Below are 19,083 nucleotides of genomic sequence, written 5' to 3' on the forward strand. Positions count from 1 at the left end.
GCCCCCTTTTTTATGTCATGGAGATATGAAAATGAACTCGACCGATCTGGTAATTGAGTGCAACGCGATAGCCCGCGTGTTGGGCAGATCGCAGGTGCGCGTAGAGTTTGCAGGGAGTGAGGCGTGGAATGACGGCTCCCTGATCCGCCTGCCCGAGATAGCTGCGGGCAAGGTAAGTGACGACAAGGTAGCGATGATGCGTGGCTATACCGACCATGAGACTGCGCACTCGCTGTTTACTGACTTTGAGTTTTTCCGGCAACACGACAAGACCAAGGCCGACCAGATCAACTATCTGGAAGACCCACGGATCGAGGCGGCCTACCAGCAGCAGTACCCTGGGGCGTGGAGTAGCTTGAACGCCATGCGTCATGTGTCGGCGCAACTCCAGCTTGATGCACTGGCCAAGGTGCCGCCGCATCTGCTCGACTGGGGGCGGCTGATCTTCGGGGCGGTCAAGTGGACGGCCTCGCAGATGATGGGCCACGGTGGTGACGTACAGCGGGAGCTGGTTGCCATGATACCGGAGCACTACCGGCCACTGGCCAGCGAGTTTGCGACCCGCTCGATGGCGGCCAAGAGTACCCAAGAGATAGCGGCGCTCGTTGACGAACTGTGTGAGCGGCTCAAAATTGAGCCGGAGCCACAGAAAGCGCCTGAGCCCGAGCAGGAGCCAAGCGAAGGGGATGACAAGGACGAGGGCGAGGATGGGCAGGAAGGGCAGCCCAAGGGCCTTGGTGAGGACGGAGAAGGTGACGAGGGCCAAGAGGATGGCGGGGCGTCTGGTGGCCAAGGAGAACAGCAAGCGCCGCTCATTGACGAGGCGGCCATCCTGAGCGGCATGGCCAGCCGTGAGGTGGGCTTGCCCAAGTTCAACCTCCAGCTGTTCGAGTACAAGCACGATGACGCCCACATCTGCGGCGTAGCCTTCTCGGCCAAGGAGAAGGTCGCTATCAGTCCGATGGGTTCCCATGCCAAGAGCATCCTCAAACGTGCGCTGATAGGCGTTGATGACAGCCGCTGGCTGGGTGGCCGTGTCCATGGCTTGCTCGATGCCAACGACTTGGTGCGGGCCTACCAAGGCGAGGATGACGTTTACCGGCAGCGCACCAAAGACCCCGAGCTTGATACCGCCGTCACCCTGCTGATTGATATGAGTTCCAGCATGAGGGGCGAACGGATTGAGTGGGCCACCAAGACGGCGCTGATGTTGGGTGATGCGCTCGACTCGCTGGGTGTGCCACTGTCGATCCTGGGTCACACCACCATGGCCCTGCACAACTACACCCTCTACCCAAAGGCCGATGTGGATCAGGTGTTCGCATTTGCCAACGACAAACGCCACCCCCAACTGTCCTGCTTCAAGTTCCAGAACGCCGACCAGACCGGACGGAAGTTGAAGGGCGGGCGCTCGGGCAAGGTGGTTGAGAGGCTGGCCATCAAGGCGTATGAGCGTTACCGGCTGGGGCACACACTCAATGCGGACGAGGTGTACGGCCTCGGCTGCGCGTTGACGAGTGCCCCAGGGTATATCTCATCCGACCCGTTGGTGATGTTTAATTTGCTAGGGTTCGGGGTGAGGATCAGAAACGCCCGAGATGTGATCGAAAGGTTGCCCTATTTAGTGGGTGTGTACGGAGCCAATAACATCGACAACCGCGCTATTGAGTTTGCGGCCAATCAGATTGGGAAGTGTAAGCAGAAGCGCAAGATACTTTTAATGTTATGTGATGGCATTCCATATGCGCGTGGGGCACTTTCTAACTTATTGAATTCCTGTACTCATAACACCCTAGCTAATGTGTCCACCCTTGGTATCAAGGTGATCACTTTCGGCTTTGGTTCAACAAGTGTTAAAGGATGTACCCATTATGATGTAACATCAGGCTCAATCGGGCAGATAGAAAAAACAGTCCTTTTTGTTGTCAATGAAGTGCTAAAAACATCATACCCTCGCCATTCCCCGAGCAGAACTGGTGCAGTGGAGACAACCATATGAAAGCTAGACCGGCATATAGGATTAGGTTGAACTGGATTAGGATGGCTCCTGCACACAGAAAAAGTCTCGTTAAGAACCCAAACTGGTGGGTGCTTGTCGCCCAGCGGGTGAAGTCAGGCGTGAAAATCGAGGATGCTATCAGCCAAGTGGAGAGTGAGTGCGAGGCTAGACTCGCGGCTCGCAAGGCAAATGGAGATTAATATGGATAGTTTAGAGATTGAGCGGATCTTGCATCAGTTTCAAGGCCTGGAGCTACAGAACCGCATTTTGGAAAAGAAGTTTAATAACTTACAAAACGAACATCAGAAGACACTTGATGTAATCGAATCGCTTAAATCGAACCTCGCTGAATTACAACTGCAACTTGCATCATTTGGTATTGCACCATCGCACGACAATGAATCGCTACGAGAACTCAGCGACCTGACTCCACGCCAACACGTTATCCTTCAATTATTTATTGAAGGATTTAACTACGACCAGATGGCTCAACGGATCGGGGTCTCGATTAATACAATCAAGACTCAAGCCAAGGCTATCCGCACCAAGTGGGGCGTGGACAACCGATCCGACCTGATATTCAAGGCCCGCCGTGCCATCGGTAGCGTGGCTGACAATGTGTATGTCGAGATCAGTGGTGGGTTGCCGAAGAACTGGGGTGAAGAGTTCGCTCACCTAGCCAAGGATGCAGACCCACATAACGTGTTGTACCGGCCAAGTAAGGGAAGAGGTGCTGGACATGAAGACGAAGAAGATTGATGGCAAAGAGTTGGCGACCATGAAGGACGCCGCCCTTTGCTACCTATCCGATAAGGAACGGTCAAGATCGACCACTCATATCGTCTCGAAGCTGGCCCCTTTTTGGGGCCAGTTTCGTTTGGTTGATGTGAACCAGCGGACGATGGATGACTACGCCAAGGGACTGGTCGGGATGGCCCAAGCAACCAAGGCGCGGATGTGCAGGCAGGCCCGCACGGTCTACCTGTACGGGTGCCGTGAGTTTGACCTCGCGCCCAAGGGGATCAAGGTGCCGACCGAAGGCAAGCACTGCGCCGAATTTCTGACCAAGCCTGAACTGGCCAAGCTGTTGGAGGGGCTGACGGATGAAGCCAGGGCCATTGCGACCTTCATGGTCTATACCGGCGCACGGTATTGCGAGGCCCGACTGGTAGAGGTGGATGACCTCAAGCAGATGGGCACGGCGTTGATGTGCCGCTTACGCCACAGGAAGGGCAGCGAGACGCTTTGGCGCGAACGCTGGGTGCCGGTGCATCCGAAGGTACAGGAAGAGATTAAGCAGCACGGTAGCGTCTCTGGTGCGCTTTGGCGCAATGGCCAAGGGAACCGCTGGCACAAGGACGCGACTGCGCTACGCAAGCAGATGAAGCGGGTAGCGGCCAAGCTCGGGTTCGAGGCACGGCCCCATGTGCTGCGGCATACCTTCGGGACACTACTAGCCAATGAGGGGGGAGACCTGCGGATACTGGCGGAACTGATGGGCCATGCCAGCTTGCAGCAGACCCGAACCTACATCAATGCAGGGAATCAGGAGGCCGCCGCGCTGGTCGGGAAATTGTGATGGGTCACATTTCTGGTCATGGCTGTGACCATTGTTGTGACCATGCATGACCATACGTGACCACGGGCTAGTTAAATAGCGCAGTGGTCAAATCTGGTCATGTCTACTACAGTTTATTAAGCCGATACAAGCAGTTAGGTGAGGGGGACATTGCGAAGCCTGAACTGTTTCAACCGGCCTTTTGGCCGGTTTTTTTTTATCTCTGTGCCCCGAAACTACTGGGACAACGCCTTCAGCTGTGCCTTGTCGGGCGGGTTGTTCCAGTCGATGGGGCCGTGGGTAAAGCGGTACTGCAGCCGTGGCAGGCTGGTCTCCAGCCACTCTTCCCTAAAGTAGGCATACCCCTGATTCCAGTCAGGATCATTGGCCCAACCGGTTTGCAGGAAGTAGAGGCGAGTGCCCTGCCCTTCCGGCACAAAGCGCAGACAAACCTGAGTCTTCTGCTGACGAATATGGGGCAGACTGGGCGGAAAATTCCAGCTAAAGCTGAGCAAATCATAGGGCATGACGGCCATGACCCTGCACCCTTCACTGCCCCGTTCACCCAGTGGAGCATCCGGCCTGAAGTAGATTTCGAAGGGGCCATTCGGTTCGGCTACCATCAAACACTCGGGAGCCAGAAAACTGCGCAGACCACTCTCTGTCGTCCAGGCGTGCCACACGTCATCGATATGAGCCGGAACAAAAATGTTGCCTTCAATCTGTTTATTGTCCATAAATCAACAATCCTCACGCCATCCATACAGGGGACTTCGGCAGTATAGCCCCATGACAAATGTATTGGACAGCCCTTAATCACACCCTTGTCATTTGCCCCAGATAACCTTGCCCGCGTGCAACAGGGAACAGTGACCGCCCTTGGGAGAGCATGATGATCAGGCGCATGGAAGAACGTGATATCACCCCGCTGGCCAAGCTGTTTTTACAAGGCCGCAGACAAACCTTTCACTGGGTAGACCCCTCCCTGTTTCACCTGGATGACTTTATCGAGCAGACCCGGGGAGAAGAGATATGGGTGGCTGAGCGAGGGGGGACGCTCTGCGGATTTATCGCCGTATGGCAACCCGATCACTTTGTGCATCATTTGTACGTTGCGAGCGACTGGCATGGTCAGGGGATTGGGCGAGCGCTGCTCGAACATGGTCTGGCAAATAATCCCCGCACGGCATCACTCAAGGTGGCAACCCGCAATACGGCGGCCGTGGCCTTCTATCATCGGCTTGGCTGGCAGCATGGCGACGAGACCGGGTACTGCGAGCTCACCGGTCCCTGGTGCAAGCTGTGTCGTGAGTAGACAACAGCTCTCCAGACTGTCATGCATGGGCCCGTAAAGGGAAAATATCGATCCGGGATTGCATGGCAGAATATGAGAACACCACGACCCCCGTTGCGCGCGTGATCGCGACCACCGCTCGCACCGAGGATCCCCCGCAGGGCGTATGTGCTCTCTAGACCCGAAACAGCTTGAGCAGGGTATCGAGCTGACCGGAGAGCTGGCGCAAATCGCTGCTGGCTTCAGCCACTTGCACCACCCTGGCCGCGCTCTCGCTATTAAGGGTGGCAATCCGGTTCACGCTATGGCTCACCGCCTCTGCTACCGAGTGTTGCTCTTCCGAGGCTTGGGCAATATACATGTTCATCTCGCGGATCAGACTGACCTGGTTTTTAATTTTCTCCACCGATACCTGTACATCGGCGGCTTCGGCTCCCGCACGAGAGGCCTGCTCCTGGCTCAACTGCATCCCGGCACCGACATTCTGGGTCGCCTGTTGCAGCCGTTTGATGCTGGCACTGATCTCTTCGGTCGACTGACGAGTGCGCCCCGAGAGGGTTCGCACTTCATCGGCCACCACCGCAAAACCGCGCCCCTGATCCCCAGCCCTCGCCGCCTCGATGGCGGCATTGAGCGCCAGCAGATTGGTCTGCTCGGCAATACCATTGATCACTTCGATAATATTGCCGATGCTGCTGCTCTCGGTAGAGAGGGAGCGCATCAGCCCCGCCACCCGTTCCACCTCTCCCACCAGCTGATGAATCGCCTGATTGGCATGACCGGCCAGATTGTAGCCCTGCTCGACATAAAGGTTGGCCTCATCGGTCGCCGTAGCAGTCTTCACTGCATTACCTGCCACCTCCTGCACCGCCTGGCTCATCTCGGTAATGGCAGTCGCGACCTGATCCAGCTCCAGTTGCTGGGCATCACTGGCGCCCCGAGTATCCGCCGCAAGGGTGTCACAACGTTCCGCGGTCTGCAGCACGCCAGCAGAGAGCTCGTTGATTTCGGCCACCATCTCCTGAAGCTTGGCAATAAAGTGATTGATGTTGGTGGCCAGCGCGCCCATCTCATCCTGACGGCTGATCTTCAGACGCCGGGTCAGATCCCCCTCTCCTTTGGCCAGATCGAACACCGCCTGATTCATCTGATGAAGCGGCCTGAGCACATTGCGATGAATCAGCACCATCAACAGGGCGATGATGCAGAGATCGAGCACCAGGATCTGCCAGACGGTGGTGATCAACTGCTGGCGCAGTTGGGCCTGAATGGCGGCATCACTGGTTTGCACCAGCAATCGGGCCACTGTGTTTTTCTGACCGCTGTCGTCATAGACCAGATCATACCCTCCGTAGGCAGACACATCGGCAGGCATGGCTGTCACGGGGGCAATGTCCCCCGCCGAGTCACGGGCAAACCCGGCTACCAGCTTGTCCTTGTTGACCACCAGCAAAGCACTCAGGATATCGGCCGCCAGCTCGGACTTGAGCGATGCCTCGATGAAGGCCGATTCATAATTCCACAGCGGGCCGGGCAGGGAGAGCTGCAGCCGGCCGATGGCCTGTTCGACCAGCGCACTCTGTTTGCTGTAGCTCTCCGCCCTGACCGCGTTGTAGTTGTAAGCGCCAAACAACACCAGTAGCAGACTCACCGACAGGGAGGTCAACACGGCAATCCTGAACGTCAGACTTTTCCAATCCATGGTTTCCTCCCGGTTTTACGGCAGCCGGCGCAGTGCCATTGAGCGGCACTTGCTATTGGTACTGTTACTGGTACTTGGCATTGATCTTGTCGATGGTGCCATCCGCCTTCATGGCAGCGAGGATCTCGTTGAGCTTGGTGATGAGCTCATCGGGCGTGTCCTTGTTAAACGCCAAGCTCATCTGGGTTTCCTTGAACACGAAGACCGGCTTGGGTGAGGTCACCTTCTCCTTGCTGGCCAGATAAGGCGCCAGATACTGGCCGGTTGCCCAAAGATCGATGCGGCCCGCCTCCAGTTTCTTCACGTTGGCGGTATCGTTGGCCGCCAGCTGCAACTTGGCAAATCCCTGGGCCTTGAGATATTCGGCGGCCGCATCACCGTTATAGCCACCCACCGAATACTGCTTGGCATCTTCCAGCGACTTGACCGTGATATTGGCGGTCGAACTGGAGAAAAACACCCAGTTGTTATTGACCAGCGGCCCGACCCACTTGAACAGTGCTTCCCGCTCCGGAGTGCGGGTCGTGGAGTAGAGGGCGGTATTGGGGGTGCCAAGGGTATCTTCGTACGCCCGTTTCCAGGGCATCAGGGTCAGCTTGTATTCGACCCCGGCACGCTTGAACAGCTCTTCGACCACCTCGGTCGACAGCCCGACAATCTTGCCCCCCTCCCCCTGCATGTTGAATGGCGGGTAATCCTCGGTCATCACGTTCAGTGGCGCAGCCTGAACCGCGCTTATCGCCATCATGGAAGAGACTGAAAAAATTGCACTTTTCCACAGCAGTTGATAGTTCATTGCAACCTCGCTTTGCTTGCCATTCATCCCTGAACATCCGCCGTTACCGATGGCGGTGCACGTCTGACCCACTGGGGTCATGCCGGCTTTCACGGCTCGCCGCCCACCCATGTGCAGCAGCAAACAGATCCGGATTTTGCCTTTGCGCAACGAAACGCAACCGGCGAGGGAGGCTCACAACAAATCGAGGAGGAAACATGCCAGGGCAGCATGAGGGGAGTGTGGAGTGGGGCGGATAAGCCTCTGCCATACAACAGCGCCGTGGCAAAGAAAAAGCGCATCGTTTTATGACAGGGGTCTGGGAGAGAAATGATAGAAAACGCCAACATCCATTTTCCCATACTGCTCGAGGAGACCTCAGAGCCAAACCTGTCCTTTAGCTAAGGTCACGAAAAGAGATACGTCAAATGAGAATGCTAACCCCCTCATCTGCTTCCAAATTAGATTCCAGATGAGCTCCGCCGAGCCGAAAAGTGGCGCTAGATACCCGAAAATGAGAAGGCCACCGCAAGGTGGCCTTCTCCAAATCAACAATCAACGTCTGGTGAAACTCAGTCCTTGGCCGCGTCCATCACACCTTCTTCGGAGTGCGCAGGCAGGATCAGGTTGAGCAGGATGGCGGCAACAGAGGCCAGGCCAACACCGGCCAGCGCGAAGTCGCCAATCTTCATCTCCAGCGCACCGACACCGACGGTCAGAGTCACGGCGACGATGGCGATATTGCGTGATAGCCCCAGATCCACCTTGGATTCCACCAGCGTCTTGAGACCGATGGCGGCGATGGATCCGAACAGCAGCAGCATGATACCGCCCATCACCGGCATCGGGATGGAGGTGAGCAACGCATTGAACTTGCCGAAGAAGGCCAGAATGATGGCAAACACCGCAGCCCAGGTCATGGTGACCGGATTGAAGTTGCGAGTGATCATCACGGCACCGGTCACTTCGGCGTAGGTGGTCACGGGTGGGCCACCGATGAAACCGGCGAAGCAGACGCCGATGCCGTCACCGGCCAGCGTACGGTGCAAACCCGGATCCTTGGTGTAATCCTTGCCAGTCACGCCACCAATCGCCAACACGCCACCGATATGCTCGATACAGGGGGCGATGGCTACCGGCAACATGAACAACGCAGCAGCCCAGTTGATCTCCGGGGTTTCGAAGTGGGGCAGCGCCAACCAGGGGGCGTTCACCATGCCATCGAAACTCACCTGGCCCATGAAGACCGCCGAGACATAACCGGCAATCACGCCGCACAGGATGGGGATCAGCTTGATCCACCCCTTGCAGAACACAGCTGCAATCAGGGTGACCGCCAGCGAGATACCGGCCAGCGTCAGCGCAGTCCCCGCAGGAACCACCTGCTCACTACCGGCGCGGCCCATCGCCATGTTGCAGGCAACCTGCGCCACAGAAAGACCGATCACCATGATCACCGGGCCAATCACCACCGGGGGCAGCAATTTGTGCACAAAACCCATCCCTTTTGCCCGGATCAGCGCAGCCAGAATGAAATACATGAAACCGGCGGCAAACAGGCCAAACATGGTGGATGGCAATCCCCAGGTCTGGGTGGCGTAGATGATGGGAGCGATAAAGGCAAAGCTGGAACCGAGGAAAATCGGTACCTGGCGGCGGGTGCAGAGCTGGAACAACAGGGTGCCCACACCGGCGCCAAGCAGGGCCATGGAGGGGTTCAGTCCGGTGAGCAGGGGCACCAGAACCATGGCACCGAAGGCGACAAACAGGATTTGCAGCCCGGCGACACTTTGCTTGACTAAGGAAAACATGGATGTCCTTAATTTTTTGATAACTGATGGGGATATTTATCACTTTTCAGTTATCACAAGACTTTTCCAAGGCACAAAATGAACACAAATGCGTCACTTGTTACCTTTTACTGCTTGGGAAGGGCATGAAACTGGCTTTTTAGGCGGGATTCGTTGCTACAAGCATCGAGTATGCGATTTTACGCATTATTGTGACGAACGCCAATCGTTTTTCCATCATGTTTATTGTGTTCATAGTCAAAAATGCCGCCGCTTGGGGGCGCTCTATACTGGATCCTGTGAATCAAGATGGACAAGGAGTCCCCATGTCACAGCCCTCATTCAAGGCCAGCCAGCGCAGATTGCTTATTGGCTCGGCCATCGCACTCGCCCTGTTTGCGAACCCGTTCAGTTATGATTTCGCCCACAATGAGTGGCAAATGAATCAGGCCTATGCCAAGTCCTGCTTTATCGCCGGCACTCGCATCACGATGGCCGATGGTTCCACCCGTCCCATAGAGACGCTGCGGGTCGGTGAACGGGTGCTGGATCAGCACGGCGGCAGTAACCGGATCCTGGCGGTCGAACGGGTCATACTGGGCAAGCGCAGACTCTACGGGATCAATAATCTGCCCCCGTTCTTTACCGCAGAGCACCCTCTGCTGACCACCCGGGGCTGGGCGGCCATCTCACCGGCCATGACCCGAACCGAAAACCCGCAACTGGCGGTGCTGCCGCTATTTACCGGCATGCAGATAATGTGTCGCCCGGCACCTGCCATGGTGACGGGCAATCTGGCCCTGCAACCCCAGCCGGAATTACTGCTGGTTGAGTCACTCTGCTGGATCGAGGCATCTCCCACTACCGCACTCTTCAATCTGCTGCTCGATGGCAGCCACAGCTACATCGCCAATGAGCTGATCGTTCACAACAAAGATGGCGATGGTGGCAGCGGGGGCAGCAGTGGTGGAGGCAGCAACAACGGCGGAGGCAGCGACAGCGACGGTGGCAGCGACAGCGGCGGTGGCAGCGACAGCAGCGGTGGCAGCGACAACGACGGTGGCAGCAACAGCAGCGGTGGCAGCGACAGCGATGGGGGCAACGATGACAGTGGCGGCCAAGGCGAGCATGCCGGCGGAGAGCAGCATGGTGGAGGTGAACGGCATGCTGGTGGAGAAAAACATGCAGGGGGAGAACGCCATGGGGGTGGCCGCGGGTTTGGCAATGGCGTTGATGACAACGGCGTAGATGCCGTCGATGCCAATGGCAACAAGCTCAGAGGCGATGGCACAGTCGATGACAACGGTGTGGATGCGGTCGATGCCAATGGCAACAAGCTCAGAGGTGATGGCACCATCGATGACAACGGCGTGGATGCCGTCGATGCCAATGGCAACAAGCTCAGAGGTAACGGCACGGTCGATGACAACGGCGTAGATGCCGTCGATGCCAACGGCAACAAACTAAGAGGTGATGGCACGGTCGATGACAACGGTATGGATGCTGTCGATGCCAACGGCAACAAACTAAGAGGTGACGGCTCGGTCGATGATCGCCAGGAAGTGCTTACCGATGAGCAGGAGCGGGCGCTGCTCAACAACGGTTTTCGCCAACAGGGGCAACCATGATGCGCAATCTGTTACCACTCTTCCTGCTCGGCCTCACTGGCTGCGCCACGGTCGACACCCCGCCGCTTTACCATCAGATGGATAAGGCAGATGTTCAACTGGCCAATCAGGCCCTCGCCAAGGCGCTGGAAACCCGCACCAAAGGGCAGAGCCTCACCTGGTTCAATCCAGCCAACCGTCACTCGGGTAGCGTCACCCCGCTACGCACCTTCCGCCATACCAGCGGGGAGTGGTGTCGCGACTATCGCGAGCAACTCTATATCGGCAAGGCGAGCCAGCAGTGGCAGGATACCGCCTGTCGCAATCAGCAAGGGCACTGGCGACCATTGCGAACTTAGTGAATGCCACGGGGTAAACGAAAGGGGGTAGCAGCGCTACCCCCTTGTCATCTTTACCGATCCGTTATCCGGGCGGTGAATACACGGTTATACCCGACGATAGGGCAGGTAAACCGGCTCCCACATGTGGTTGAGGATATGCTGCTGCAGATCCTGACCGATCAACGGGTGGGACGGATCCCGGCGCACGATATCCTTGAGCACGGCGGTAGCCACATGCACCGAGATGCTGCGCAGCTCGCGAATGCGGGGATAGACGGCCCCTTTAGCCAGATCCTCTTCGCTTACGCACTCGGCCAGCGCAAAGGCGGCGGTGGTGAAGATATCGGGTGTGATCTCGCGGATCTGGCTGACGATGGCCGCCAGACCTACACCGGGGAAGATAAAGACGTTATTGCCCTGCCCGACTCGGAACTCCTGCCCCTCGTAGCTCACATCCTTGAACGGGCTGCCAGTCGCAACAATGGCTTTGCCATTGCTCCAACGGTAGATATCTTCCGGCAGCGCTTCACAGTTGGCGGTGGGGTTGGAGAGCGGGAACACCATGGGGCGCTCGCAATGCTGCAGCATCAGCTGGATGTGCTCTTCCTGGAAGGCACCGCCCGAGCCGCTGGTACCCAGCAGCACGGTAATGGGCACATGACGCAGCACATCGGCCAGATTGGCCTTGCCGGGCACCTCGGTATCCCAACCCGCCAGCAGCAGACCCGGCTTGGCGTAGCGACGCTTGTACTCGTCGAGCCCGTCCCGGTTGTCGCACACCAGCCCCTGGGTATCCAGAATGTAGATGCGATCGCGGGCCGCCTGCGGATCCATCCCCTCGCGGATCATCCCCGCGCAGATCTGATCCGCGACACCAACCCCGCCGGCGCCAGCGCCGTAGACCAGATAGTTCTGCTGGCCCAGGGTCTCCCCCTTGACCTTGACCGCGCCTATGATACCGGCCAGCACCACGGCACCGGTGCCCTGAATATCATCGTTGAATGACGGCAGTGACTGCTGGTAGCGGGCCAGATTGTTGAAGGCATTGGATTTGCTGAAGTCTTCCCACTGCAGCACGGCATTGGGGAAGTGGCGCTTGACCCCCTGCACGAACTTGTCGATGAACTCTTCGTACTCCTTGCCGCGAATGCGCTTATGGGGGCGGCCCAGATACATGGGGTCATCGAGCAGTTTCTGGTTGTCGGTGCCCACATCCAGCGCGATGGGCATGCAGCAGGCGGGGTGAATACCGGCACCCAGGGTATAGAGCGCCAGCTTGCCGATGGGGATGCCCATGCCGCCAACACCCTGGTCGCCGATCCCCAGAATGCCCTGGCTGTCGGTGACGACTATGATGCGGATCGATTTGGCATCGAAGTGGCGGGCCTGACTGCCCATGTCATCCACGTTGTCCGGGGTGATGTAGAGGCCGCGCGGCTTCTGGAAGCGGTGGCTGAACTCCTGACACGCCTTGCCCACGGTCGGGGTATAGATGTAGGGAGTCATCTCCTCCACATGGCGTGACAACAGGGCATAAAAGAGAGTCTCATTGCGATCCTGCAGGGCACGCAGGTTCTGGTACTTCTCGATATCGCTGCAAGCGCTTTTGAACCCCTCATACACTCGCTCGAGCTGGGCTTCAAAAGTTTGCACCTGAGGCGGCAGCAAACCATCGAGATCAAAATCGGCCCGCTCCTGTTCGGTGAAGGCCGTGCCCTTGTTGAGGTATCGATTGTTAAGCAGATCAGTGCCGGTCAGTGCAACGGGGCGAAAATCCTGTCCCTGTGCATCTTTCCACAGCAGATATTGTCCGGTAGCCATAGTCATTCTCTTTGATTTACGTGAAATTGCCGTTCGGCAGGAGAGCAAGACTCATAATGAAATCAATCATATGACGTTTACTCGATCGGTTTTGTGAGCTTGGGCATACCCTGCGGCCAAAATAGGCGCCCGGCGACCCCGGCGAGACAAATATCCACGGCAAGGAATGAGACTCATGTTAGCATTGCGGGCAACCCAGCCCCTTTCACCGCATCACAGCCGGGAGTGATCTGATGCCCTCGCCTCTGCCAGCCTGCGTCCCCTTCTTTCAGCCATGCGCCTGATCCCGCTGCTTGCTCTGTGGTTGTTTCTGACCTGCCAGTCGGCTCTCGCCGCACCGGGCCGGATACTCAACATCATCGTGGGTGAATGGCCCCCTTTCGTCTCCGAGCAGTCAAAACAGCACGGGCCAGTGGCCCACCTCATCAGCGATCTGTTCAAGGAGGCGGGCTATGAGGTGAAGTTCCACTTCGCCCCCTGGGGCCGGGTCTATTCGCTGGCGGCCAACAGCCAGCTCTACGACGCCACCGCCGTCTGGATGCACAAACCGGAGCGGGAGCTGGATTTTCTGTTCAGCGAAGCGGTGCTGCAGGAGCAGTTTGTCTTCTTCTCCCTCAAATCACGGCAACTGCAAGCCGAGCGCCTTGAGCAGATCATCGGCATGCGGTTGGGGGGCGATATCGCCTATAGCTACGGGCCCGAGCTGGACAAGATGGTGGCCGATGGCAAGGTAACCCAACAGAAAGTCACCGACGTGAAACAGAATTTCGGCAAGCTGCTGCGCGGGCGGATCGACCTCTATCCGCAAGAGCTGCGAGTCGGTTTGGCCGAGTTGCAGAGCCAGCTCGACCCCGCCAGCGCGGCACTCATCACCCACAGTCAGACCCCTTTTCTGCGCAACGACAGCTTCGTGATGTTCCCGCGCAAGATGCCGGATTCAGCCAAACTGCGGGATCAGTTCAATCAGCAGTTGCAGCAGGCCATCGCCAGCGGACGTTATCAGCGCTACTTCGAACGGCTTTCCCGGGGGGACTATTAACCTTGGCGAGGCAAAAACAGAGGGGATAAAACAACGGTGGCGGCCCTTTGTGGCCGCCACCTCTGTGATGCTTGTCAGCTGCTGGCATTAGCCGCTGATGCCCACCTCCAGCTTGAACGGTGTCTTGGCCTTGCTGCTCTCGGCCGCCCCCATCTGGTAGACCCGAATGGTATAAGTGCCCTTGGCGGGCAGGGTTGCCTCAAAGTTGTTCCCGTCACGAGAGCCGATAAACATCGCCTCCCCCTTGCTGCCCGGCGGCAGAATATTGAAGTAGGGCTTGCCGGTCAGGATCACCACCATGCTCTGGCCCTTGTTGGCCGTCAGCTTGTAATCGAGGGTTTGACTACCTTGAATGGTGCCGTTGATGGTTGCCCCTGACTCCCCCTTCTTGAACTGCACCTGCTGGGTCTTGATCCCGTCAGCCGCCTGCACCACGCCCGCAATACCACCGAAGAGCGCAGATGCACATACCGCTGCCAGCCATGCTTTTCTCATCATTTGTCATCCCTTGTGTGAATGGAACCCCTGTTACTGTTGCTCAAGGTGGCCCAAAAAACCATCGCCGTTTGCGGTATCGCTCAATCAATTTGCCATCACCATCGACCCCCCATCAAAAGGGGCGCCGCTGCGCCCCTTCTCTTTTACTCTTTGTCGACCATCAGCTTGATTTGCCCTACTTGGGCTCATCGAGGGTGTGCTTCACCTCTTCATACCAGAGGTCGTGGTGCTCCTTGGCCCAGGTCTCGTCCACCTCGCCGGTCACCATCCCCTCCAGCGCCCCTTCCAACTGGAACAGGCCCATGTAGATATGGAAAATAAAGCCGCAGATAAGGATCAAGGCGCCTACGATATGGATGAAGCTGGCCCACTCCATCTGGCGGCGCAGCTGGCCGAAGATTGGGAAGTCGAGGAACAACCCGGTCGCCACCACAATGCCGCCAAACCAGATGAGCAACCAGAAGATCGCCTTCTCGCCGCCGTTGGAGAAGCCCGCCGAGGGGTGACTCCCCTTGTGCTTGCCGAGCATGCCGCCAAACTTCATGAACCACTGCACATCCACCATGTTGACAATGTTGTGGCGGAACCACTTGATGAGCACCCCCATCAGGCAGAGGAAGAAGAGCGGCCCCACGTAGTTGTGGAACACCTTGGCAAACCAGATCCAGTTCTCCCACACCCCGAGGCTCACCACCGGCTTGATGAAGTACTTGCCGTAGATGATGGCCAGCCCCGACCCGGACAGGGTCAGAAACATGGCCGCCGTGGTCCAGTGCAGCGCCCGATCCAGCCTGCTCCAGCGCTTGAGCTTGCGCCCGGTACGCGGTTTGGAGAGCTTGGTCTGCCCCACCACCAGATACATCAGGCCACACATGGCGAGCGACCCGAAAATGGCGATGGCGCCGAGCGGCGACACCCACTTGGTCTTCACCTCGAACCAGAGCTGGCCCGGCACCGAGATCAGCACCCCGTGCTCCGGCGAGCGGGAGGTGGTCACCCCCTCCTGCCCATCCTTCACCGCCCGCCAGTAATCGGCGCCGGCAAAGCCGACCGCCTCTTTCTCGGCATCGGCGAAACTTGCGGTACTCACCAGCAGCAGGGCAGCAAACAGGGCCATTAGCCAGGTTTTCATGCCACCCCTCCCTGCTTGTTCAGCTTGCTGGCATCGTGGAACAGCTCATCGCCATTACCCCAAGCCGCGTCCTTGGCACCGCGATAGGCAACCCGCTCGCGGAAGATGTCGGAGATGACCTGCGCATCCCCTGCCAGCAGTGCCTTGGTGGAGCAGAGCTCGGCACACATGGGCAGCTTGCCCTCGGCGATGCGGTTGGCACCGTACTTCTGGCGCTCCGCTTCGCTGTGATCCTCTTCCGGGCCGCCGGCACAGAAGGTGCACTTGTCCATCTTGCCCCGATCGCCAAAGGCAGCGGTTTTCGGGAACTGGGGTGCCCCGAACGGGCAGGCAAATAGGCAGTAGCCGCAACCGATGCAGAGATCCTTGTTGTGCAGCACTATGCCGTCGTCGGTGTGATAGAAGCAGTCGGCCGGGCAGACCGCCATGCAGGGGGCATCTGTGCAGTGCATGCAGGCCACCGAGATAGAGGTCTCCCCCGGCAGGCCGTCGTTGAGGGTCACTACCCGGCGGCGCTGGATGCCCCACTCCAGGGCATCATCGTTCTCGTTCTTGCACGCCGTCACACAGCCGTTGCACTCGATGCAGCGCTTGGTGTCACACATGAATTTCATTCTGGCCATGGGATCAGGCTCCTACTTTGCGAAAACGGCACAGGGTGACCTTGGTCTCCTGCATCTGGGTGACCGGGTCATAACCATAGGTGGTGACTATGTTGACCGATTCCCCCAGCACATAGGGGTCAGACCCTTCCGGATATTTGGATCGCAGATCCTTGCCCTCGAAGTGGCCGCCGAAGTGGAACGGCATAAAGGCGAGCCCCGCCTTGACCCTTGGGGTCACCAGCGCCTTCACCTTGACCCGGCCCCCTTCCGGCCCCTCGACCCACACATCCTGACCGTCGCGCACGCCGACGTCGTTGGCATCCGCCGGGCTCATCTCGACGAACATCTCCTGCTGCAACTCGGCGAGCCAGGGGTTGGAGCGAGTCTCGTCACCGCCCCCCTCGTACTCCACCAGACGGCCGGAGGTGAGGATGATCGGGAACTCCTTGCTGACATCCTTCTCCTGCACCGAGGCGTACTGGGTCGGCAGGCGCCACAGGCTCTTCGAATCAGGCCAGGTGGCGTAATCGGCCAGCAGATCCCGGCGCGGGGTGTAGAGCGGCTCGCGGTGCTTGGGCACCTGATCCGGGAAGGTCCACACCACGCAGCGTGCCTTGGCGTTACCGTAGGGGACGAAGCCGTGCTTGATGGCGACCCGCTGGATACCGCCGGAGAGATCGGTCTTCCAGTTCTTGCCCTCGGCCTCCTTCTTCTCGGCCTCGGTCAGCTCATCCCACCAGCCGAGCTGTTTCATCAGGTCGGCAGTGATCTCGGGATAACCGTCTTCCACCTCGCACCCTTTCGGCCAGGAGTCTTCGGCGAGCAGCGAGACGCCCTGATACTCGATGCCGAAGCGGGCGCGGAAACCGCCGCCCCCTTCCGAGACCGGAATGCTGGTGTCGTAGAGGATATGGCTGCCGGGATGTTTCATCTCCGGGGTGCCCCAGCAGGGCCACGGCAGACCGTACACTTCACCGCTGACCGGGCCGCCCTCGGCCTTGAGGTTGGTCTTGTGGAAGGTGTGCCAGTTCTGCTGGTGCGCCTTGAGCCGCTCCGGGCTCTGGCCGGTGTAGCCCACACTCCACATGCCGCGGTTGTATTCGCGGGTGATGTCTTCCAAGAGCGGCTGGTTGTTCTCTACCTTGATGTGCTTGAACAGCTGGTCGGCAAAACCGAGCTTCTTGCTCAGCAGATACATGATCTCGTGGTCGACCTTGGATTCGAACAGGGGTTCTATCACCTTGTCACGCCACTGCATGGAGCGGTTGGTGGCGGTGACGGAACCATAGGTCTCGAACTGGGTGGTGGCCGGCAGCAGGTAGACGCCGTCGGTGCGATCGTTCATCACCGAGGCGACGGTGGGATACGGGTCGACAATCACCATCATGTCGAGCTTTTGCATCGCCTTCTTCATTTCCGGGCCGCGAGTCTGGGAGTTGACCGCATGGCCCCAGTAGAACATGGCGCGGATGTTGGAGCCCTGCTCGATCAGATCGGCGTTCTCCAGCACCCCGTCCACCCAGCGGGAGACCGGAATGCCGTTGTTGTTCATCGGCAGCTTGCCGTTGTAGGACTTGTTGTCAAAGCGGGCCTTGATCCACTCGTAATCGACGTCCCACACCCGGGCCCAGTGCTTCCAGGAGCCCTCTTCCAGCCCGTAGTAACCGGGCAGGGAATCGGAGGTGACGCCAAAGTCGGTGGCGCCCTGCACGTTGTCGTGACCGCGGAAGATGTTGGTGCCCGCCCCGCTCTTGCCCACGTTACCGAGGGCCAGTTCGAGGATGCAGTAAGCGCGGGTGTTGTTGTTGCCGGTGGTGTGCTGGGTGCCACCCATGCACCAGACCACGCAGCCGGGGCGGTTGTCGGCCAGCAGTTTGGCCGCGCCATAGACCTGCTGTTCGTTGAGGCCGGTCACCCGCTCCACTTCGGCCGGAGTCCAGCGCGCCACCTCTTTTTGCACCTCGTCCATGCCGTAGACGCGGGTGCGGATGAACTCTTTGTCTTCCCAGCCGTTCTTGAAGATGTGCCAGAGCATGCCCCAGATAAAGGCGACGTCGGTGCCCGGACGCAATGAGAGATACATGTCCGCCTTGGCGGCGGTGCGGGTGCGGCGCGGGTCGACCACCAAAATCTTGCAGCCGTTGCGCTCTTTCGCCAGCAGGATGTGCTGCATGGCGACCGGGTGGGCCTCCGCCGGGTTGGAGCCGATAAACATGATCGACTTGCTGTTGTGCATGTCGTTCAGGCTGTTGGTCATGGCGCCGTAGCCCCAGGTGTTGGCTACGCCAGCGACCGTGGTGGAGTGGCAGATCCGCGCCTGATGATCCACGTTGTTGGTGCCCCAAAGCGACGCCATCTTGCGAAACAGGTAGGCCTGCTCGTTGGAGTGCTTGGCGGAGCCAAGCCAGTAGACGCTGTCGGGGCCGGACTCCTTGCGCAGGCGCAGCACTTCATTGCCCACCTCTTCGATGGCCTGATCCCAGCTGATGCGCTGCCACTTGCCGCCCACCAGCTTCATCGGATACTTGAGGCGACGCTCGCCGTGACCGTGCTCGCGCAGAGCCGCCCCCTTGGCACAGTGACCGCCAAGGTTGAAGGGGTGATCAAAGGCAGGCTCCTGACCGGTCCAGACGCCGTTTTGTACCTCGGCATAGACACCGCAGCCCACCGAGCAGTGGGAACAGATGGTGCGCTTCACCTCGACCGGCACCTCGGCCGCCACGGTTTTGGCCTCGGCCCGCTGCATCATGGCTGGTGCCAGCCAACCGGCGGCCACGGCGCCACCGGCCACCAGGCCGGAGTTGACCATAAAGGCGCGACGGGTCAGCCCCTGACCGCGAATGGCCTGATTGCCCTGCTCGCCCGCCTGGGGCTGCTCGGCACGTTTTGTCAGTTTCATGAGTTCTCCTTCACTGATCCGGC

Annotated in this window: 16 protein-coding genes; 7 read left to right on the forward strand and 9 right to left on the reverse strand. The window is 58.6% G+C overall.

Annotated features, from left to right (window positions below; translation table 11 throughout):
- Nucleotides 1-31: 31 nt before the first annotated feature.
- The 3 genes from G5221_RS05025 (at nucleotide 32) to G5221_RS05035 (ending at nucleotide 3,578) form a co-directional block, all read left to right on the forward strand.
- Nucleotides 32-1,999, forward strand: a complete 1,968-nt coding sequence (locus G5221_RS05025; protein WP_421262927.1) for a cobaltochelatase CobT-related protein — start codon at nucleotides 32-34, stop codon at nucleotides 1,997-1,999.
- A gap of 201 nt (nucleotides 2,000-2,200) precedes the next feature.
- The gene (locus tag G5221_RS05030) at nucleotides 2,201-2,758 is read left to right on the forward strand and encodes a helix-turn-helix transcriptional regulator (protein WP_168797119.1); all 558 of its coding nucleotides are present in this window, start codon (nucleotides 2,201-2,203) and stop codon (nucleotides 2,756-2,758) included.
- Complete coding sequence (locus G5221_RS05035) at nucleotides 2,739-3,578, forward strand: tyrosine-type recombinase/integrase (protein ID WP_064341948.1); 840 nt, start codon at nucleotides 2,739-2,741, stop codon at nucleotides 3,576-3,578. Before G5221_RS05030 ends, G5221_RS05035 begins: the two co-directional genes overlap by 20 nt.
- 215 nt (nucleotides 3,579-3,793) lie before the next feature.
- On the opposite strand, the gene G5221_RS05040 is transcribed toward G5221_RS05035, so the two are convergent.
- On the reverse strand, nucleotides 3,794-4,294 hold the full coding sequence (locus G5221_RS05040) for an SRPBCC family protein (RefSeq protein WP_216953138.1): 501 nt from the start codon (nucleotides 4,292-4,294) through the stop codon (nucleotides 3,794-3,796).
- Nucleotides 4,295-4,449: 155 nt separating this feature from the next.
- Between G5221_RS05040 and G5221_RS05045 the strand changes: the two genes are divergently transcribed.
- A complete protein-coding gene (locus tag G5221_RS05045) occupies nucleotides 4,450-4,872 on the forward strand; it encodes a GNAT family N-acetyltransferase (protein ID WP_266134392.1) in 423 nt (140 codons plus the stop codon).
- Nucleotides 4,873-5,026: 154 nt separating this feature from the next.
- On the opposite strand, the gene G5221_RS05050 is transcribed toward G5221_RS05045, so the two are convergent.
- The 3 genes from G5221_RS05050 to G5221_RS05060 form a co-directional block, all read right to left on the reverse strand.
- Nucleotides 5,027-6,553: a methyl-accepting chemotaxis protein gene (locus G5221_RS05050; protein WP_266134251.1), complete on the reverse strand. Its 1,527-nt coding sequence runs from the start codon at nucleotides 6,551-6,553 to the stop codon at nucleotides 5,027-5,029.
- A gap of 64 nt (nucleotides 6,554-6,617) precedes the next feature.
- Complete coding sequence (locus G5221_RS05055; RefSeq protein ID WP_201981361.1) at nucleotides 6,618-7,349, reverse strand: substrate-binding periplasmic protein; 732 nt, start codon at nucleotides 7,347-7,349, stop codon at nucleotides 6,618-6,620.
- A 551-nt stretch (nucleotides 7,350-7,900) separates the two neighbouring features.
- Nucleotides 7,901-9,139 (reverse strand): uracil-xanthine permease family protein, encoded by a 1,239-nt coding sequence (locus G5221_RS05060; RefSeq protein ID WP_005334784.1) that lies wholly within the window; start codon nucleotides 9,137-9,139, stop codon nucleotides 7,901-7,903.
- Nucleotides 9,140-9,444: 305 nt separating this feature from the next.
- Between G5221_RS05060 and G5221_RS05065 the strand changes: the two genes are divergently transcribed.
- On the forward strand, nucleotides 9,445-10,746 hold the full coding sequence (locus tag G5221_RS05065) for a hypothetical protein (RefSeq protein ID WP_266134252.1): 1,302 nt from the start codon (nucleotides 9,445-9,447) through the stop codon (nucleotides 10,744-10,746).
- Nucleotides 10,743-11,084: an RT0821/Lpp0805 family surface protein gene (locus G5221_RS05070; RefSeq protein WP_410170575.1), complete on the forward strand. Its 342-nt coding sequence runs from the start codon at nucleotides 10,743-10,745 to the stop codon at nucleotides 11,082-11,084. The genes G5221_RS05065 and G5221_RS05070 overlap by 4 nt, the downstream gene beginning before the upstream one ends.
- An 87-nt stretch (nucleotides 11,085-11,171) precedes the next feature.
- On the opposite strand, the gene G5221_RS05075 is transcribed toward G5221_RS05070, so the two are convergent.
- A complete protein-coding gene (locus G5221_RS05075) occupies nucleotides 11,172-12,887 on the reverse strand; it encodes an NAD-dependent malic enzyme (RefSeq protein ID WP_421262928.1) in 1,716 nt (571 codons plus the stop codon).
- A 274-nt stretch (nucleotides 12,888-13,161) separates the two neighbouring features.
- Between G5221_RS05075 and G5221_RS05080 the strand changes: the two genes are divergently transcribed.
- Nucleotides 13,162-13,926 (forward strand): substrate-binding periplasmic protein, encoded by a 765-nt coding sequence (locus G5221_RS05080; RefSeq protein WP_421262929.1) that lies wholly within the window; start codon nucleotides 13,162-13,164, stop codon nucleotides 13,924-13,926.
- Nucleotides 13,927-14,013: 87 nt separating this feature from the next.
- On the opposite strand, the gene G5221_RS05085 is transcribed toward G5221_RS05080, so the two are convergent.
- From G5221_RS05085 to G5221_RS05100, 4 genes are all read right to left on the reverse strand, one after another.
- Entirely contained in the window at nucleotides 14,014-14,424 is a 411-nt protein-coding gene (locus G5221_RS05085; protein ID WP_421171677.1) for a DNA breaking-rejoining protein, read from the reverse strand.
- A 175-nt stretch (nucleotides 14,425-14,599) separates the two neighbouring features.
- Complete coding sequence (locus G5221_RS05090) at nucleotides 14,600-15,556, reverse strand: formate dehydrogenase subunit gamma (RefSeq protein ID WP_421171675.1); 957 nt, start codon at nucleotides 15,554-15,556, stop codon at nucleotides 14,600-14,602.
- Nucleotides 15,553-16,179: a formate dehydrogenase FDH3 subunit beta gene (gene fdh3B / locus G5221_RS05095; protein WP_421262930.1), complete on the reverse strand. Its 627-nt coding sequence runs from the start codon at nucleotides 16,177-16,179 to the stop codon at nucleotides 15,553-15,555. Before fdh3B ends, G5221_RS05090 begins: the two co-directional genes overlap by 4 nt.
- Nucleotides 16,180-16,183: 4 nt before the next feature.
- Nucleotides 16,184-19,060, reverse strand: a complete 2,877-nt coding sequence (locus tag G5221_RS05100; protein WP_421262931.1) for a formate dehydrogenase subunit alpha — start codon at nucleotides 19,058-19,060, stop codon at nucleotides 16,184-16,186.
- Nucleotides 19,061-19,083: the final 23 nt, after the last annotated feature.

It is taken from the genome of Aeromonas sp. 602200 (genome assembly GCF_049173895.1).
Classification (GTDB): Bacteria; Pseudomonadota; Gammaproteobacteria; order Enterobacterales; family Aeromonadaceae; genus Aeromonas; species Aeromonas veronii_A.

Coding starts and splice junctions, on each gene's coding strand:
- G5221_RS05025 (WP_421262927.1), top strand. CDS start 32: ATGAACTCGACCGATCTGGTAATTGAGTGCAACGCGATAGCCCGCGTG.
- G5221_RS05030 (WP_168797119.1), top strand. CDS start 2,201: ATGGATAGTTTAGAGATTGAGCGGATCTTGCATCAGTTTCAAGGCCTG.
- G5221_RS05035 (WP_064341948.1), top strand. CDS start 2,739: ATGAAGACGAAGAAGATTGATGGCAAAGAGTTGGCGACCATGAAGGAC.
- G5221_RS05040 (WP_216953138.1), bottom strand. CDS start 4,294: ATGGACAATAAACAGATTGAAGGCAACATTTTTGTTCCGGCTCATATC.
- G5221_RS05045 (WP_266134392.1), top strand. CDS start 4,450: ATGATCAGGCGCATGGAAGAACGTGATATCACCCCGCTGGCCAAGCTG.
- G5221_RS05050 (WP_266134251.1), bottom strand. CDS start 6,553: ATGGATTGGAAAAGTCTGACGTTCAGGATTGCCGTGTTGACCTCCCTG.
- G5221_RS05055 (WP_201981361.1), bottom strand. CDS start 7,349: ATGAACTATCAACTGCTGTGGAAAAGTGCAATTTTTTCAGTCTCTTCC.
- G5221_RS05060 (WP_005334784.1), bottom strand. CDS start 9,139: ATGTTTTCCTTAGTCAAGCAAAGTGTCGCCGGGCTGCAAATCCTGTTT.
- G5221_RS05065 (WP_266134252.1), top strand. CDS start 9,445: ATGTCACAGCCCTCATTCAAGGCCAGCCAGCGCAGATTGCTTATTGGC.
- G5221_RS05070 (WP_410170575.1), top strand. CDS start 10,743: ATGATGCGCAATCTGTTACCACTCTTCCTGCTCGGCCTCACTGGCTGC.
- G5221_RS05075 (WP_421262928.1), bottom strand. CDS start 12,887: ATGGCTACCGGACAATATCTGCTGTGGAAAGATGCACAGGGACAGGAT.
- G5221_RS05080 (WP_421262929.1), top strand. CDS start 13,162: ATGCGCCTGATCCCGCTGCTTGCTCTGTGGTTGTTTCTGACCTGCCAG.
- G5221_RS05085 (WP_421171677.1), bottom strand. CDS start 14,424: ATGATGAGAAAAGCATGGCTGGCAGCGGTATGTGCATCTGCGCTCTTC.
- G5221_RS05090 (WP_421171675.1), bottom strand. CDS start 15,556: ATGAAAACCTGGCTAATGGCCCTGTTTGCTGCCCTGCTGCTGGTGAGT.
- fdh3B (WP_421262930.1), bottom strand. CDS start 16,179: ATGGCCAGAATGAAATTCATGTGTGACACCAAGCGCTGCATCGAGTGC.
- G5221_RS05100 (WP_421262931.1), bottom strand. CDS start 19,060: ATGAAACTGACAAAACGTGCCGAGCAGCCCCAGGCGGGCGAGCAGGGC.